Below are 15,834 nucleotides of genomic sequence, written 5' to 3' on the forward strand. Positions count from 1 at the left end.
CCTCTCACAGCCGGCGCAGCCAGTCGTCGGCCACGCCGTGCGTCGCGTGTGTCTGTGCCTCGGCACGCAGGTCCGCGTCGTCCAGTCGGTAGGTGAGTTCGCTGACCACGTCGACCACACCGTCGATCCGGCGGGTCATGGCGACGGCGATCTCCGTCTCGCTCTTGCGTTCCATGTGCCCGGTGAGTGTGACGACGCCTTCCTCGACGGAGACCTCGACGCCGCGCGGCGCCAGCCACAGCGCGCGCACCAGGACCTCGTCGATCACCTCGGTGCGGATCTCGGGGTCGGGCCGCAGGAAGACCCGGAGGAGGTCGCGGCGGGTGACGATCCCGACGAGCCGGTCCTCCTCGTCGAGGACGGGGAGCCGTTCCACGTGGCGTTGGACCATGGTGCGGGCGGCCTGCACGATGGTGTCGTCGGCGTGCACGGTGACGGGTGGCCGCGTCATCAGCTCACCGGCGGTGCGTGCGCTGCCCTTCGCGTACTGGTGCCTGGCGCCGGGTGTCAGTTCGGCGAGCCTGACGCGGTGCTTGGGTTCGTACGGGTCCGAGGTGGTCGCCTGGTGCATCATCAGGTCCGTCTCGGACAGGACCCCGACGACCTTGTCGTCCTCGTCCACCACCGGCAGTCCGCTGATCCGGTGGGCCGCCAGCAACTCGGCCACCTCCTTGAACGGTGTGCCGTGCTCGGCGCGGACCACGTCCGTGGTCATCACGGAACCGATCTTGTTGTGCCTCATCATCGTTCCCTTCTCAGCGCAGCCGGCGCAGATACGGGTCCTGGGGGCTGCGCGGCAGCAGACGTATCCGTGCGTCGAGCACGGTGACGCCGCCGGGCGTCGCCAGGACGGGGTTGAAGTCGGCCTCGGCGAGCTGCGGCAGGTCCGCCGCCATCCGGGACAGCCGCAGGAGCAGCTGTTGCAGTTCCTTGAGGTCGACGGGGGCGTTCCCGTTCGCGCCCAGCAGCAGCGGGGCGCACCGCGGCGAGGTGATCAGCTCATGCACGTCGCGGTCGGTCAGGGGGGCGAGGCGGGCGGCATGGTCCGCGAGGACCTCCGTGGCGGTGCCGCCGAGCCCGAAGAGGACGAGCGGGCCGAAGACCTCGTCCTGGACGACGCCCGCGAGGAGTTCGGTGCCACGGGCGGCGAGGGGTTGCAGGACCACACCGGTCATGAGTCCCTCGAAGCGGGTCTCCAGGTCGCGGAACGCGGCCCGGACCTGGGCGTCGCCGCGCAGGTCGAGGTGGACGGCGTTCTCCTGGGTCTTGTGCAGCAGTCCGGGCCAGTGCGCCTTCATGACCACCCGGCCGTCGAAACCGCGCAGCCGTTCGGCGGCGAGCACGGCCTCGTCCTCGCTCACGGCCCAGGCCCAAGGGATCTGGGGAATGCTGTAGCAGGCCAGCAGGTCGGCGCAGGTACCCGGATCGAGCCAGCCTCCGTCGGGGAGTGCGGCCAGGAACTCCGCCACGACCCTGCGCGCCCGTTCGGTCTCGATGTCGTCGAGGTCGGGGACGACGCCTGCGGGCCTGGCGAGCCACGCCGCACGCTCGGCGGCGTGCGCCAGCGCACGGGCCGCCCCCTGCGGTTCGGCGTAGGAGGGGATCGTGCCGCCGTACGCGGCGGGCAGCAGCTGGACGGACCGGTCCTGTTCCAGGCGGACGGCGAGCACGGGGCGGGCCCGTCGGCCGGGCGCCGTCGTGACGGCCCGCACCAGGTCGTCACCGGTGGCGGCGGCGACCGCCGTCGGTACGAGGGCCACCACGACCGCGTCGATGCCGGAGCATCGGGTCAGCCGGTCGACGCACTCCGTGAGCTGCTCCTCGGACACCGCGGCCGTGGCGTCGATCGGATTGCCGACGGCGGCGCCCTCCGGCAGCACGGCGAGGAGTTCGTCGGTCATCGCGGGGGTGAACGGGGGAAGGGCCAGCCCTGCCTCCGCGCAGGCGTCGGCGGTGAGCACTCCCGCGCCGCCCGCGTTGGTGACGATCGCGACACGGCTGCCTTCCGGGAGCGGCTGGGAGTGCAGCAGGGCCGCCGTTTCGAGGAGCTCGCCGACCGAGCGGGTCGCGGTGATGCCGGCCTGGGTGAACAGCGCGCCGCGCGTCATGGTGCGGGTGGCGGCGGCAGCGGTGTGCGAGGCGGCGGCCCTGCGGCCCGCGTCGGTACGGCCGGCGTCGACGGTGAGCACCGGGATACGGCGCGACACGCGCCGGGCGGTGCGGGAGAAGGCGCGCGGGTTGCCGAAGGACTCCAGGTGCAGCAGGGCGAGGTCGGTGCGGCCGTCGCCCTCCCACCACTGGAGCATGTCGTTGCCGCTGACGTCGTACTTGTCACCGAGGGAGACGAACGAGGAGACCCCGATGCCGAGGCGGGACAGTCCGTCGAGCAGCGCGATGCCGACCCCGCCGGACTGCACGGCGACACCGGCCGTCCCCGGGCGGGGGTGCTCGGCGGCGAAGGTCGCGTCGAGGTTCAGCTTGGGGTCGGTGTTGGTGACGCCGAGGCAGTTGGGGCCGACGAGCCGCATGCCGTAGGTGCGGCAGGCGCTCAGCAGGGCCTGTGCCTGGTTGTGGTCGAGTCCGGCCGTGACGACGACGAGGGCGCGTACCCCGGCCTTGCCGCACTCCTCGGCGACGGACGGCACGGCGGCGGCCGGTACGGCCACGATCACCAGGTCGGGCGTCATCGGCAGGGCCGCGACCGACGGGTGGGACGGCACACCGAGGACGGAGGTGACTCCGGGGTTCACGGCGAAGAGACGACGTGTGAAGCCGCCCGAGTGCAGATGGTGCAGGATGGCCCGGCCCACCGATCCGGGCTTGCGCCCGGCGCCGACCACGGCGACCACGGACGGCCGCAGGAGGGGCAGCAGGCTGGCCACGTCGGCGGCACGTCCTCGGGCCTCTACGGCCGACAGGTAGGTGTCGTCCTGGTCCAGATGGATCGTGCAGCGCACCTCGGGCCCCTCGAAGCGGCGGGAGGTACGCAGTCCGAGGTCGGAGAAGAGGCGGAGCACCTCTTGGTTCTCGCTGAGCGCGTCGGCGATGAACATGGTGATGCCCCCGTCGCGCGCCGCGGAGACCAGGTGCTCGACGAGCAGGGTGCCCACGCCCCGGTGGTGCAGGCCGTCGGCGACGGCGATGGAGATCTCCGCGCCGCCCTTCCCACCGCCGTCCGCCTCGTTGCTGTCCGTGTCGTTGCTGTCCGTCCGGTTCCCGGTGCGGTACTCGGCGATGCCGATCACCCGGCCGTCCGCCTCGGCCAGCAGGGCCCGGTGGCCCGGGTCAGCCGGGGAACAGGCCTGGTCGGCGGCCATGGCTGCCGAGCGCCGGCTCACCGCGAAGAATCGCCGGCGGAGGTTCTCCGACGACATCTCCTCGTAGAACCCTTGAAGCTGATCGTGGTCGCCCGGCCGCACCGGACGTATGCACACGGTGGTGCCGTCCGCGAGCAGGGCGTGGACCGTGGGCCGGTCGAGCAGGTCGTCCGTCATCGCAGGTCTCCTCAATGGCTTTCGATATGTCGATCGTCCGGCGGAACGCGGGATGAGCGAATGGGCTGCACGGGGCCGTACCCGGGGCCGGTCGGCCCCCCTCCATGACGCCGACCGGCCCGCCTCGGCCGCTGTGACGAGCGGTGGGGACGCGTCAGTCGTCCGCCACCAGGGCCGTCAGGTCCGGGAGGCGGTTGATGCGGCCCCACTCGTTGTCGTACCGGCCGAAGACCTTTCAGGCGTCCCAGGCCCAGTCGGCGACCTCGGGCAGGTCGGTGCCGTGTTCGCGGATCCAGGCCGCGTGGCGGGTGCGGGCGTCGGCCATCCGCTGGCGTACGGCGGCGGCGCGGACGGCGAGACCGGGGACGCGGTCGATGACGTCCATGACGAGGCGGTAGCGGTCGAGGTCGTTGCGGACGACCATGTCGAACGGTGTGGTCGTCGTGCCCGACTCCTTGTAGCCGCGCACATGCAGGTTGGCGTGGCCGGTGCGGCGGTAGGCAAGGCGGTGGATCAGCCAGGGGTAGCCGTGGTAGGCGAAGATCACCGGCTTGTCGGTGGTGAACAGGCCGTCGTACTCGAAGTCGCTCATCCCGTGCGGGTGTTCCTCGCGGGGCAGCAGCCGGGCCAGGTCGACGACGTTGACCACGCGCACGGCGAGCTCGGGCAGGTGACGGCGGAGCAACTGTGCGGCGGCCATCACTTCCAGGGTGGGGACGTCCCCGGCGCAGGCGAGGACGACGTCGGGCTCGCGGGAGCCGTCCTCCGTACCGGCCCACTCCCAGATGCCGGCGCCGCGCGCGCAGTGGGCGCGGGCCTGGTCCATGGACAGCCAGTCGAAGCAGGGCTGCTTGCCCGCCACGATCACGTTGACGTAGTCGCGGCTGCGCAGGGCGTGATCGGCCACGGACAGCAGGGTGTTGGCGTCCGGCGGGAGATAGACGCGTACGACCTCGGGGCTCTTGTTGAGGACGTGGTCGACGAACCCGGGGTCCTGGTGGGAGAAGCCGTTGTGGTCCTGGCGCCAGACGTGTGAGGTGAGCAGGTAGTTGAGGGAGGCGATCGGGGCCCGCCAGGGCAGCTCCCGCGACGTCTTCAGCCACTTGATGTGCTGGTTGACCATCGAGTCGACGATGTGGACGAAGGCCTCGTAGCAGGAGAACAGCCCGTGCCGGCCGGTGAGCAGATAGCCCTCCAGCCAGCCCTGGCAGGTGTGTTCGGAGAGGATCTCCATCACCCGGCCGTGGTGTTCGAGGTGCTCGTCGACCGGCAGGTGTTCGGCCTGCCAGGCCTTGCCGCTGACGTCGAAGACGGCCTGGAGCCGGTTCGAGGCCGTCTCGTCGGGGCCGACGAGGCGGAAGTCCCGGCGCCCGCCGGTGTCCTTCATCACCCGGGCGAGGAGGTCCCCAAGGACGCGGGTGGGTTCGTGCAGGGTGGCGCCCGGCTTGTCGACGGGCACGGCGAACTCGTCCAGCGGTGCGAGCGGCAGATCGCGTACGAGAAGCCCGCCGTTGGCGTGCGGGGTGGCACCGAGCCGTTTGGTGCCGTCGGGGACGCAGGCGAGGACGTCGGCGGCGGGGCTGCCGTCCGGCCCGAAGAGCTCCCGGGGCTTGTACGAGCGCAGCCAGGTCTCCAACTGCCGCAGGTGGGCCGGGTTTTCGCGCACTTCCGCCAGCGGCACCTGGTGGGCCCGCCAGGTGCCCTCGACGGGGACGCCGTCGACCTCGGCGGGGCCGGTCCAGCCCTTCGGGGTGCGCAGCACGATCACCGGCCAGTGCACGCGCTCGGCGATCCCGTCCTCACGGGCGGAGCGCTGCATCTCGGCGATGCGGTCCAGTGCCGAGTCGAGGGCGGCGGCCATGGCGTGGTGGACCTTCGCCGGGTCGTCGCCGCTGACGTGGATCGGCTCGTGGCCGTAGCCACGCAGCAGTTCGTCGAGTTCGTGCTCGGGGAGGCGGGACAGGACGGACGGATTGGCGATCTTGTAGCCGTTGAGGTGCAGGATCGGCAGGACCGCGCCGTCGTGGACCGGGTCGAGGAACTTGTCGGAGTGCCACGCGGCGGCCAGCGGTCCGGTCTCGGCCTCGCCGTCGCCGATCACACAGGCGACCAGCAGGTCCGGGTTGTCGAAGGCGGCACCGTAGGCGTGGGAGAGGCAGTAGCCGAGTTCGCCGCCCTCGTGGATGGAGCCGGGTGTCTCGGGGGCGACGTGGCTGGGCACACCGCCGGGGAAGGAGAACTGCCGGAACAGCCGTGCCATGCCCTCCGCGTCGCGGGGCACGTCCGGGTAGGTCTCGCTGTAGCTGCCCTCCAGCCAGGAATTGGCCAGGACCGACGGACCCCCGTGACCGGGACCCCACACGCACAGCGCGTCGAGCCCGCGCGCCTTGATCACCCGGTTGAGGTGGGTGTACACGAGGTTGAGGCCCGGTGAGGTGCCCCAGTGGCCCAGCAGACGCGGCTTGATGTGCTCGGGCCTCAGGGGCTCGGTCAGCAGCGGGTTCGCCATCAGATAGATCTGGCCCGCGGCCAGGTAGTTGGCGGCCCGCCAGTGCGCGTCCACAGTGCGCAGTTCGTCGTCGGAAAGTACGGTGGCGTCCAGGTGTTCGACCATGGGCATGAGTGACTCCGAAGGTCATCGAGGTCGGGCAACGGGTGTGGAGGCGGTATGGCCGGGAAGAAGGCGGCGAAGCTGCCACGCGAGACGTACGAGCGGGAACTGCTGCGCTTGCAGACGGAGTTGGTGAAACTCCAGGAGTGGGTACGGGCGGAGGGCGCCCGGCTGGTGGTGGTCTTCGAGGGGCGGGACGCGGCGGGCAAGGGCGGCACGATCAAACGGGTCGCCGAGCACCTCAACCCGCGCGTGGCCCGGATCGCGGCGCTGCCGAAGCCGACCGAGCGTGAACGCACGCAGTGGTACTTCCAGCGGTACGTCGAGCAGCTCCCGGCGGCCGGGGAGATCGTGCTGTTCGACCGGTCCTGGTACAACCGGGCCGGGGTCGAGCGGGTGATGGGCTTCTGCACGAAGGAGGAGCATCAGCTGTTCCTCCGCCAGTGCCCGATCTTCGAACGCATGCTGGTCGAGGCCGGGGTCCTGCTGCGCAAGTACTGGTTCTCGGTGAGCGACACCGAGCAGCAGGAGCGCTTCCGGCGCCGTATGGAGGACCCGCTGCGGCGCTGGAAGCTCTCGCCGATGGACCTGGAGTCGATCACCCACTGGGAGGCGTACTCCCGGGCCAAGGACGAGATGCTGGTGCACACCGACATCTCCGAGGCGCCCTGGCACATCGTGGAGAGCGACGACAAGCGGCGGGCGCGGCTGAACATGATCGCCCATCTGCTGTCGTCCGTGCCGTATCACGAGGTGCCGCCGCCGGTGCTGGAGCTGCCCCGACGGCCGGCGTCGACCGGCTACCAGCGCCCGCCGCGTGATCTGCAGACCTACGTCCCCGACCACGCGGCGAGCCTCTGAGCAGCCGGTCATCCCTCACACCTGCTCGGGGACGACCGCGACGGCGCAGGCCGAGTGGTGCAGCACCGCGTGGGCGACGCGCCCCAGCTGGAGTCCGAGGTGTCCCTTGTCGCGCCGGGCCCCGACCACCAGCAGGTCGGCCCCGCGGGAGACGCCCGGCAGGACCCTGTGCGCGGGGCCCTCGACGGTGCGCCGACGCAGGTCCACGTCCGCGGGTACGTCCTTCAGCGCCCGCTCCAGGACCTCGGTTGCCTGCTCCTCGTGCAGCCGGGCGGGTTCGACGGAGAGCATGGGGTGGTCGGTGGTCTCGTGCGCGGGGCACCGCCAGGCCCGTACGGCGTCCAGGGTCGCGTGGCGCAGCCCGGCCTCCTGGACGGCGAAGCGCAGCGCGGCGGACTCCGTCTCCCTCTCTCCGACGCCCACGACGACGCGGCCGTGCTCCCCGGCGCGGACCTGGTTGTCGTGGCTGCCGCGCAGCACGATCACCGGGCAGTGCGCACGGGCGGCGACGGCCAGGCTGACCGACCCGAGCAGCATCTCGACGACGCCGCTGCGCCCGCGGGTGCCGAGCACCAGCGCGGCGGCCAGGTCGCCCTCGCGCACCAGGGCGTACTCGGGCTCCTCCGGCAGTACGTCGGTGGTGATCCTGAGATCGGCCTGGCGCAGGCGGGCGCGCTTTGCGGCGGTCCGTACGATGTCCTCGGCCATGACCTGGTCGGACGGCTTGCCGAGATCCTGTGCGAGCGCGGCTCCCTCGTAGCGTTCCCAGAGGGAGGCGTACACCAGGCGCAGGGGTGTCCCGCGCAGGGCGGCCTCGTCGGCCGCCCAGTCGACGGCCCGCAGGCTGGGTTCCGAGCCGTCGACGCCGACGACGATCGGCAGGTCCGTCGTCATCGCTCTCACCGTCCCTCTCCGAGATCGAAGACGATCCGGGCCTTGACCTCGCCGCGCAGCACCTCGTCGATGGAGTCGTTGACGGAGGCGAGGGGGCGGGCCTCGTAGATGACCTTCGTACGGCCGGCCGCGTGCAGCTGGAAGACCTCGGCGAGGTCCTGGCGGGTGCCGACGATCGAGCCGATGACGGAGGTGCCGTTGAGGACGGTGTCGAAGATGGGCACGCGGACCGTGCCGTGCGCGGGCAGGGCCACCATGACCAGCTTCCCGCCGCGCCGCAGGCCGGAGTTGACGGCTTCGAAGGCCGCGTCGTTCACCGCGAGCGCGATGGCCGCGTGGGCACCGCCGTGCTGCTTCAGGACCGCGCCGACGTCGTCCTTGCGGGCGTCGATGAGGATGTCCGCGCCGAGGTCGGCGGCGAGTTGCAGCTTCTCGTCGGTGACGTCGATGGCCGCCACGGCCGCCCCGGCGATCTTCGCGTACTGCACGGCGAGGTGTCCGAGCCCGCCGACACCGGAGATGGCCACGAGCTGCGCGGGCCTGACGTCGGCGACCTTGAGCGCCTTGTACGTGGTGACGCCGGCGCAGGTCAGCGGGGCGGCCTCCAGGGCGCTGATCCCGTCGGGCACCGGCTGGGCGAAGTCGGCCCAGGCGAGCATCTTCTCGGCGTACCCGCCGTCGCAGCCGTACCCGGTGTTGATCTGGCGCTCGCAGAGCGTCTCCCAGCCGGAGAGGCAGTGCTCGCACCGCCCGCAGGCCTTGCCGAGCCAGGGCACGGCGACCCGCTGCCCGACGGCGAGGTGGGTGACGCCGTCGCCGAGCTTCTCGACCAGGCCGACGCCCTCGTGGCCGGGCACGAACGGCGGGCTGGGCTTGACGGGCCAGTCGCCGTGGGCGGCGTGGATGTCGGTGTGGCACAGCCCGGAGGCCTCGACGCGGACCCGGACCTGGCCGGGGCCGGGCTCGGGGTCGGGACGCTCCTCGATGACCAGGGGCTCGCCGAACGCTCGTACGACCGCTGCCTTCATGGGTTCAACTCCTCTAGTTTCTGGGGGTCTTCGGGTGCGGCGTCAGTCGTGCGGGACGACGGCGACGGGGGCGGCGGAGTGGTGCAGGACGGCGTGGACGACCGGGCCGATGTGGGCGCCGAACGGGTTGCGGCGGATCCGGCGGCCCACGACGACCAGGGAGGCCTCGCGGGAGGCGTCGACGAGGTGGTTGCCGGGGGTGCCGTAGAGGGACTGCTCGGTGACCTCGACGTCCGGGTGCTTCTCGCGCCACGGGCGCAGGAACTCGGCCAGGGCGACGCTCTCGCGGCGGGCGAGGGCGCCGTGGAGTTCGAGGTCGACGGAGAGGCCGTAGGCGTAGTACGGGGGCGGGTTCCAGCCGTGCACGACCCGCAGGGACGTCTCTCGGCGGGCCGCCGCCGCGAAGGCGAACTCGATCAGGTTCTCGTGCGGGCTCCCGATGTCGAGGCCGACGACGACGGGCCGGAACGGGGTCGCGGCGGACGGGATGCCGGCCGGGTCCGTCTCGTGCTCGTCGGCGGCCTGTGCCCCGGACCGGACCAGGACCACCGGCCGCTCGGCGTGTGCCACGGCCGACAGGCCGACCGAGCCGACCATGAAGCCGCCGATGCCGCTCATTCCCCGCGAGCCCAGCACCAGCAGCTCGGCGTCCTTCGCCGCGTCCGCCAGGACGTCGCCGGGGTGGCCGGACAACTGCTCGGTGGTCACTTCCAGGCCGGGGTGACGCAGCCGGATGCCTTCGGCGGCCTCGCGCGGAATCCGCTCGGTCCAGTGCGTCTGTGTCTCGGTGCCGAGCAGCGGCGCCTGCGCCATGGGAGCCGGCACCGGCTCCCACACATGCACCAGCTTCAGCGGCAGGCCCAGCAGCACGGCCTCACGGGCCGCCCACTCGGCGGCGGCCAGGCTCTCGCTCGAACCGTCGAGGCCGACGGTGATGGTGCGGGTCATGATCTCCACCTCTTGAATCGGGGGGCTCGATACGAGCCTCGTCTCCGTACGAGGCCCTCGGCAGGGGCCGCAGGTCCCTGCCAAGGGCCGACCGGCCCCATCCGGCCGGTGATGCGGAGCGGCGGACCCAACGGCCCGGTCCGCCGCCCCTCCCGCGGATCAGCGCAGCCAGGGGCTGCGGCGGACCAGCGGGAGCTTGGCCCACAGCCGGCCGAGGCCGAGCGCGTCCCCGGCGGACATGGCGGCCAGGGCGATCAGGACGACGGCGTAGACGACGTGGTAATCGGCGAACGGGTTCGTCGACATGCTCGGCGAGCCGTCGGAGAGGTGCTGGGCGGGCGGCCACTCGGCGACCCACATCAGCGCCATCATCACGGTGCCCGCGAGGGCCGCGAACCGCAGCGCCACACCGGCGATCAGCGCGACACCGATGCCGAGCAGCCCGAGCATGAACAGCCAGTCCGCCCAGGCGGCCCCGGCCCAGTCGTGGAAGGTGGACTCCATCGGCCCGGCGGCCACGGAGCCGAGGAAGCCTCTGGTGGGCGAGGAGCCGTCGATCCAGCCCTTGCCGGAGGAGGTGGCGTAGCCGAGGCCGAAGGTCTTGTCGAGGAAGGCCCACAGGAAGACGAACCCGGTGAGCAGGCGCAGGGACGCGAGGACGTAGGCCCGCGCGGTGTGCGTGTCGCTGAGTGCCGACACGGCGGACTCGGAGGCGGAGGCGTTCCGGTTCCTGCGGAAGGACGGCAGGTGGAAGCCAGAACTCCGGTGCGGGTGCTCGTGCACGGCCATGGCGGTGTCCCTTCGGTGCGGGTGGGGGTGAGGGCGGTTCGGTCGCTGTCCGACGTCCCTCACTCTCGTCCCGTGGAACCGCTGCCGCCGGATGCCGAAGGTCCGCGGCCGTTGGGCTGAACGGCCCTGCCCGCAGGGCCTGTTGGGGTGTGCGTCCGTCGTCGGCCCGCGGACCGCGCGAGAGCCGTGTTTCGGTGATCCAGGTGGACACGGCCTGAGACCGGCCTCGTTGGGCCGGGGCGATGCCTGGGTGAAACGGGTGCCGAACGGTGTCAGGCGGGGAGCGTGAGACGGAAGGTGGTCCGCCCGGGTCCGCTGGTGACGGTGGCTGTTCCGCCGTGGGCGGTGATGACGGCGTGGACGATGGCCAGGCCCAGACCGGTGGATCCGGTGCTCCGGGAACGGGCGCGGTCGGCCCGCACGAACCGCCCGAAGACCTCGGGCCGGAGTTCTTCGGAGATGCCCGGTCCGTTGTCGCTCACCTCGACGTGGACCTCGGTCTCCGCCCTGGTGAGTGTGATGGTCACGTCGGTGCCGGGCGGGGTGTGGGTGCGGGCGTTGGCGAGGAGGTTGCCGATGGCCTGCTGGAGGCGATGGGCGTCGCCGGTGACGGTGACGGGTTCTTCGGGGAGGTCGAGGAACCAGTGGTGGCCGGGGCCCGCGGCGCGGGCGTCGTCCGTCGCGTTCAGGATCAGCAGGGTCAGGTCGACCGGTTCGTGTTCGAGGGGGCGCCCGGCGTCCAGGCGGGCGAGGAGCAGCAGGTCGTCGACGAGGTGGGTCATGCGCCGGGACTCGGCGTCGATGCGCTTGAGGGCGTGGCGGACCTCGGTGGGGACGGGACCCTGGTGACGCAGGGCGAGTTCGGCGTGGCCGCGGATGTTGGCGACGGGGGTGCGCAGTTCGTGGCTGGCGTCGGCGGCGAAGTGCCGGAGACGTTCCTCGCTGGCCTGCCGTCTGGTGAGGGCGTCCTCGATGTGGCCGAGCATGTGGTTGAGCGCGGTGCCGACCTGCCCGACCTCGGTGCGCGGGTCGGTGTCGGGAAGGGGTCCGGGCATGGCCACCTCGCCACTGGCGAGCGGTAGTCCGGCGACTTCCGCCGCGCGGGCGGTGACCTTCTGGAGGGGGCGCAGGGAGATCCGTACCCACAGGGCCCCCGCGATGCCGGTGGCCACGAGCGCGGCACTGAACACAACGGTTTCGACCGCTTCGAGGCGGTGCACGGTCTCTTCCACCGGGTGCAGGGGCAGGCCGGTGATCAGGATGTCGTGGTCGTCGCCCTGGACGGCCGTGACCCGGTACGTGCCCAGGCCGGAGAGACGGACGCTGTGCCCCTTGCCGTCCACGGGGATTCCCGTCAGCGCGCGGCGGTCTCCGGGAGTGAGCGCGAGGGGGCGGTCGGTGGCGTCGTCCACGACGGCGGCCCGGGTGACGGTGCCGTTCAGGAGGCGGGCACCGAAGGTCGACTCGGCCTGGCCGCGGGTGTCCGGGCGGTTGTCGGCGTCGGGTTCCGCCTCGTGTTCCAGGCTGGCCGCGAACCGGCCCCCGGAGGCGGCGAGCTGTTCGTCCAGGCGTCCCATGAGGAAGCCCCGCAGGGCGAGGGCGGTGGTGATGCCGACGGCGAGGCAGGCGACGGCGAGCAGGGTGACGAGCCCGGCGGTGAGCTGGCCGCGCAGGGTGCGGGGCGCCGGGTGCCTCACGGCGCTTCCGGTTTGAGGACGTAGCCGACGCCGCGCACCGTGTGGATCATCGGGGTGCGTCCGGCGTCGATCTTCTTGCGCAGGTAGCTGATGTAGAGCTCGACGATGTGGGCGTGGCCGCCGAAGTCGTAGGCCCAGACCCGGTCGAGAATCTGCTCCTTGGACAGCACCCGGCGCGGGTTGCGCATGAGGAAGCGCAGGAGCTCGAACTCGGTGCGGGACAGGTCGATGGTGGTCCGGCCGCGTCTGACCTCCCGGGCTTCCTCGTCCATGGTGAGGTCCCCGACGGTGAGCCGGTTCGTTCCCGGATCGGCGGTCATGCCGGCGCGTCGGAGGAGTCCGCGAAGCCGGGCGAGGACCTCTTCCAGGCTGTAGGGCTTGGTGACGTAGTCGTCGCCGCCCGCGGTGATCCCGGCGATACGGTCCTCGACCGCGTCGCGGGCGGTGAGGAAGAGCACGCACACGCCCGGTTCCTCGCGTCGCAGGGCCCGCAGGACCTGAAGCCCGTTCAGGTCGGGCAGCATCCAGTCCAGGACCACCGCGTCGGGCCGGAAGTCACGGGCTGTGCCGATCGCGGTCGCGCCGTCCGCGGCAGTACGGACCTGCCAGCCCTCTCCGGCCATCACTCCGGCCAGGACGTCGGTGACGTCCGGTTCGTCGTCGACGACGAGGATCCGCACGGGTTCCCCGTCGGGGCGGTGCAGAAGCGATGTCGTACGCGGTTCGTCCATGGTGCCCTCAGCATGCCCCGGCCGGGGCCACGACGTGGTCAGGCATGTCTCTGAGTTTCCTCTGAATCAGGGCTGAGGGCTGCCTACGGCGCTGTTTCAGAGGGTTCTCAGAGACTGCGCTGTGAGGCTGGCCGCCCAATCGCCGGAGCGCTTGCCACATCCGGAGGAGTTCCATGACCACCGTGTCCACCCCCACGTACGCAAGCCACCGGGTCCAGCACCGGCGCCCGCGCCACAGCATCGTCCCGGTCCTTGTGCCGCTGGTGATCTGGGCCGGCGCCGCCGGGGTGCTGGCCTTGTGGTGGAGCGACACGACCTCCGTGGTCGGCCCGGCGGGCTGGCTCACCGGTGCGGGACGCATCACCGGACTCCTGGCCGGCTACGCCTGTGCGGTCCTCCTCGCCCTGATGGCCCGCGTGCCGCTGCTGGACCACACCGTCGGGAGCGACCGGCTCGCCCGCTGGCATGCCATGGGAGGCCGCTGCACCATCTCTCTCGCGCTCGCCCACACCTTGCTGATCATCTGGGGCTACTCACTGACCTCGCACACGAACGTGGTCAGCCAGACCTCCACGCTCGTCCTGCACTACCCCGACCTCCTCAAGGGCACGGTCGGCTTCCTGCTGTTCCTGGCGACCGGAGTGCTCTCGGCCCGCGCCGCCCGCCGCAGGATGAGCTACGAGACCTGGCACTACCTGCACTTCGCCACCTACCTGGCGGTCTTCCTCACCTTCGGCCACCAACTGTCCAACGGTGCCGACTTCGTCGGCAACCGAATCGCCCAAGCGGCCTGGTACACCCTCTTCCTCGGCGTCGCGGCGCTGCTCGCCTGGTACCGGTTCGCCATGCCCCTGCGGCGCGGACTGCGCCACCGGCTGCGGGTGGCCGGGGTCCGTCCCGAGGCGCCGGGCGTGGTCTCGGTCCACCTCACCGGCGAGCACCTCGACGAACTGGGCGGCGAACCGGGGCAGTTCCTGCGCTGGCGCTTCCTGACCCGTGGCCTGTGGTGGACCGCCAACCCCTACTCCCTGTCCGCGCCCGCGCAACCCGGACACCTGCGGATCACGGTGAAGGCCGCGGGCGGCCACAGCGCCGCGCTCGCCCGCCTCGCGCCCGGCACCCGGGTGTGGGCCGAAGGCCCCTACGGCGGCTTCACCGCCAACCGCCGCACCGCCCCCAAGGTCCTGCTCCTGGCCGGCGGCGTGGGCATCACCCCGCTGCGCGCACTGTTCGAGACGCTGCCGGGCGAGGTCACCCTCGTCTACCGCACCCGCCGCGCCGTCGACCTCGCCCTGCGCGGTGAACTCGACGCGATAGCCGCCCGCCGACGGGCCACCGTGCACTACGTCGTCGGCGAACCGGCGGGGTATCCCTCGCCCCTCACCGCCCAGGGGCTGAGCGCCCTGGTGCCGGACCTGGCCGCGCACGACGTCTATCTGTGCGGTCCGCCCGGTATGACACAGGCCGCGATCACCGCCCTGCGCGAAGCCGGTGTTCCGGCGCGGCGCATCCACCACGAGTCCTTCGCGTTCTGAGGAGAACCGCCATGCGCCGAGCCGTCCTCGCCACCACCGGGATCAGCGCCCTCGTCGTCGTGCTGCTCTCCCTCAAGCCCCACCAGCTCCCCGTCCTCGCGGGAGCGGCCCCACGGTCCCCGGCCTCCTCCGCGACTCCTCACACCCGCGCCACGACGTCCACGGGGACAGGCACCTTCACCGGAGATCCGATCAACACCGACTACGGAACCGTGCAGGTCGCCGCAACCCTCGCCAAGGGAAGGATCACCTCGGTCAAGGTCCTCCAGGCCCCGGACCAGAACGGCCGCGACCAGCAGATCGCCTCCTACGCCCTGCCCCGTCTCACCCAGGAGGCCATCGGTGCCCAGAGCGCGCACATCGACGCCGTCTCCGGTGCCAGCTACACCAGCCAGGGCTACATCCAGTCCCTGCAGAGCGCCCTGGACCAGGCCCATGCCTGACACCACCGCGCGCGGACCGCGCCACGTCGAGCACGTCATGGGCACCGTCTTCACCTTCGACATCCGCGACCGGCCCACCGCCGCCGTCCACCGTGCCCTCGCCGAGGCCGTGGCCCACCTCCACCGGGTCGACGCCGTGTTCTCCACCTACCGGCCCGACAGCCACATAAGCCGCCTCGGCAGCGGCGGGATCCGCCTCGCGGACTGTCCGCCCGAGGTCCACGAAGTCCTGTCCCTGTGCGAGCGGGTCACCCACGACAGTGACGGCTGGTTCAGCGTCGTCCCGGCAGGCACCCTCGACCCCTCGGGCCTCGTCAAGGGCTGGGCCACCGAAGCCGCGTCCCGGCTCCTCCACGAAGCGGGCGCCCACCACACCTGTGTCAACGGCGGCGGCGACCTCCAGCTCCGCGGCCAGGCCGCCCCGGGCATCCCGTGGCGCATCGGCATCGCCCACCCGCTGCGCCCCGGTGAACTGGCCACCGTCGTCACCGCCGACGGCGACCTGGCCGTGGCCACCTCGGGCACCGCGGAACGCGGCAGTCACATCCTCGACCCGCACAGCGGCACACCCGCCTCCGCGTTCGCCTCGCTCACGCTGGTCGGGCCCCGACTGACGCTGACCGACGCCTACGCCACCGCCGTGTTCGCCAGAGGCGACAGCGCTCATGACTGGGTCGAGAAACTGCACGGGTACGAAGCGCTCGCGATCCTGCCCGACGGCCAGGAATGGCGGACATCGGGCTTCAGCCGATATGGGTCGTGAGACCGTACGCGGACGCGTTCCCGCGCGCCGGCAACGTGCG

General features: G+C 71.9%; 13 protein-coding genes. 4 read left to right on the forward strand and 9 right to left on the reverse strand.

The features are described from left to right. Positions 1 to 4: 4 nt before the first annotated feature. The 3 genes from AOK08_RS08245 to AOK08_RS08255 form a co-directional block, all read right to left on the reverse strand. A complete protein-coding gene (locus AOK08_RS08245; protein ID WP_055524798.1) occupies positions 5 to 742 on the reverse strand; it encodes a CBS domain-containing protein in 738 nt (245 codons plus the stop codon). A gap of 13 nt (positions 743 to 755) precedes the next feature. Next, complete coding sequence (locus tag AOK08_RS08250) at positions 756 to 3,494, reverse strand: bifunctional acetate--CoA ligase family protein/GNAT family N-acetyltransferase (RefSeq protein ID WP_055524799.1); 2,739 nt, start codon at positions 3,492 to 3,494, stop codon at positions 756 to 758. Between the two features lie 235 nt (positions 3,495 to 3,729). Continuing rightward, complete coding sequence (locus AOK08_RS08255; RefSeq protein ID WP_055524800.1) at positions 3,730 to 6,114, reverse strand: phosphoketolase family protein; 2,385 nt, start codon at positions 6,112 to 6,114, stop codon at positions 3,730 to 3,732. A gap of 48 nt (positions 6,115 to 6,162) precedes the next feature. Here AOK08_RS08255 and ppk2 point away from each other — a divergent pair, with 48 nt between their 5' ends. Further along, positions 6,163 to 6,966: a polyphosphate kinase 2 gene (gene ppk2 / locus AOK08_RS08260; protein WP_055524801.1), complete on the forward strand. Its 804-nt coding sequence runs from the start codon at positions 6,163 to 6,165 to the stop codon at positions 6,964 to 6,966. Positions 6,967 to 6,981: 15 nt separating this feature from the next. On the opposite strand, the gene AOK08_RS08265 is transcribed toward ppk2, so the two are convergent. The 6 genes from AOK08_RS08265 to AOK08_RS08290 all read right to left on the reverse strand — a co-directional run bounded on the left by AOK08_RS08265 (position 6,982) and on the right by AOK08_RS08290 (position 13,053). Beyond that, positions 6,982 to 7,860 (reverse strand): universal stress protein, encoded by an 879-nt coding sequence (locus tag AOK08_RS08265; protein ID WP_055524802.1) that lies wholly within the window; start codon positions 7,858 to 7,860, stop codon positions 6,982 to 6,984. 5 nt (positions 7,861 to 7,865) lie between these two features. Further along, positions 7,866 to 8,888 carry a zinc-dependent alcohol dehydrogenase gene (locus AOK08_RS08270; protein ID WP_055524803.1) on the reverse strand — a complete coding sequence of 341 codons (1,023 nt, stop codon included), beginning with the start codon at positions 8,886 to 8,888 and terminating at the stop codon, positions 7,866 to 7,868. 42 nt (positions 8,889 to 8,930) lie between these two features. Further along, positions 8,931 to 9,836, reverse strand: a complete 906-nt coding sequence (locus AOK08_RS08275) for a universal stress protein (RefSeq protein ID WP_055524825.1) — start codon at positions 9,834 to 9,836, stop codon at positions 8,931 to 8,933. A 159-nt stretch (positions 9,837 to 9,995) separates the two neighbouring features. Further along, a complete protein-coding gene (locus AOK08_RS08280) occupies positions 9,996 to 10,625 on the reverse strand; it encodes a DoxX family protein (RefSeq protein ID WP_055524804.1) in 630 nt (209 codons plus the stop codon). Between the two features lie 272 nt (positions 10,626 to 10,897). Further along, positions 10,898 to 12,322, reverse strand: coding sequence for a sensor histidine kinase (locus AOK08_RS08285; protein ID WP_055524805.1), 1,425 nt, complete (start codon positions 12,320 to 12,322; stop codon positions 10,898 to 10,900). Beyond that, a complete protein-coding gene (locus AOK08_RS08290) occupies positions 12,319 to 13,053 on the reverse strand; it encodes a response regulator transcription factor (protein WP_055524806.1) in 735 nt (244 codons plus the stop codon). The genes AOK08_RS08285 and AOK08_RS08290 overlap by 4 nt, the downstream gene beginning before the upstream one ends. Before the next feature lie 173 nt (positions 13,054 to 13,226). Between AOK08_RS08290 and AOK08_RS08295 the strand changes: the two genes are divergently transcribed. From AOK08_RS08295 to AOK08_RS08305, 3 genes are read left to right on the forward strand one after another with little or no spacing between them, the layout of a single operon-like run. Further along, complete coding sequence (locus AOK08_RS08295) at positions 13,227 to 14,588, forward strand: ferredoxin reductase family protein (protein WP_055524807.1); 1,362 nt, start codon at positions 13,227 to 13,229, stop codon at positions 14,586 to 14,588. 11 nt (positions 14,589 to 14,599) lie between these two features. Further along, positions 14,600 to 15,031, forward strand: a complete 432-nt coding sequence (locus AOK08_RS08300) for an FMN-binding protein (RefSeq protein WP_055524808.1) — start codon at positions 14,600 to 14,602, stop codon at positions 15,029 to 15,031. Then, positions 15,024 to 15,794 (forward strand): FAD:protein FMN transferase, encoded by a 771-nt coding sequence (locus AOK08_RS08305; RefSeq protein ID WP_055524809.1) that lies wholly within the window; start codon positions 15,024 to 15,026, stop codon positions 15,792 to 15,794. Before AOK08_RS08300 ends, AOK08_RS08305 begins: the two co-directional genes overlap by 8 nt. The last annotated feature ends 40 nt before the right edge of the window (positions 15,795 to 15,834 follow it).

The sequence above is a fragment of the Streptomyces graminilatus genome (assembly GCF_001418565.1).
GTDB classification, from domain to species: Bacteria; Actinomycetota; Actinomycetes; order Streptomycetales; family Streptomycetaceae; genus Streptomyces; species Streptomyces graminilatus.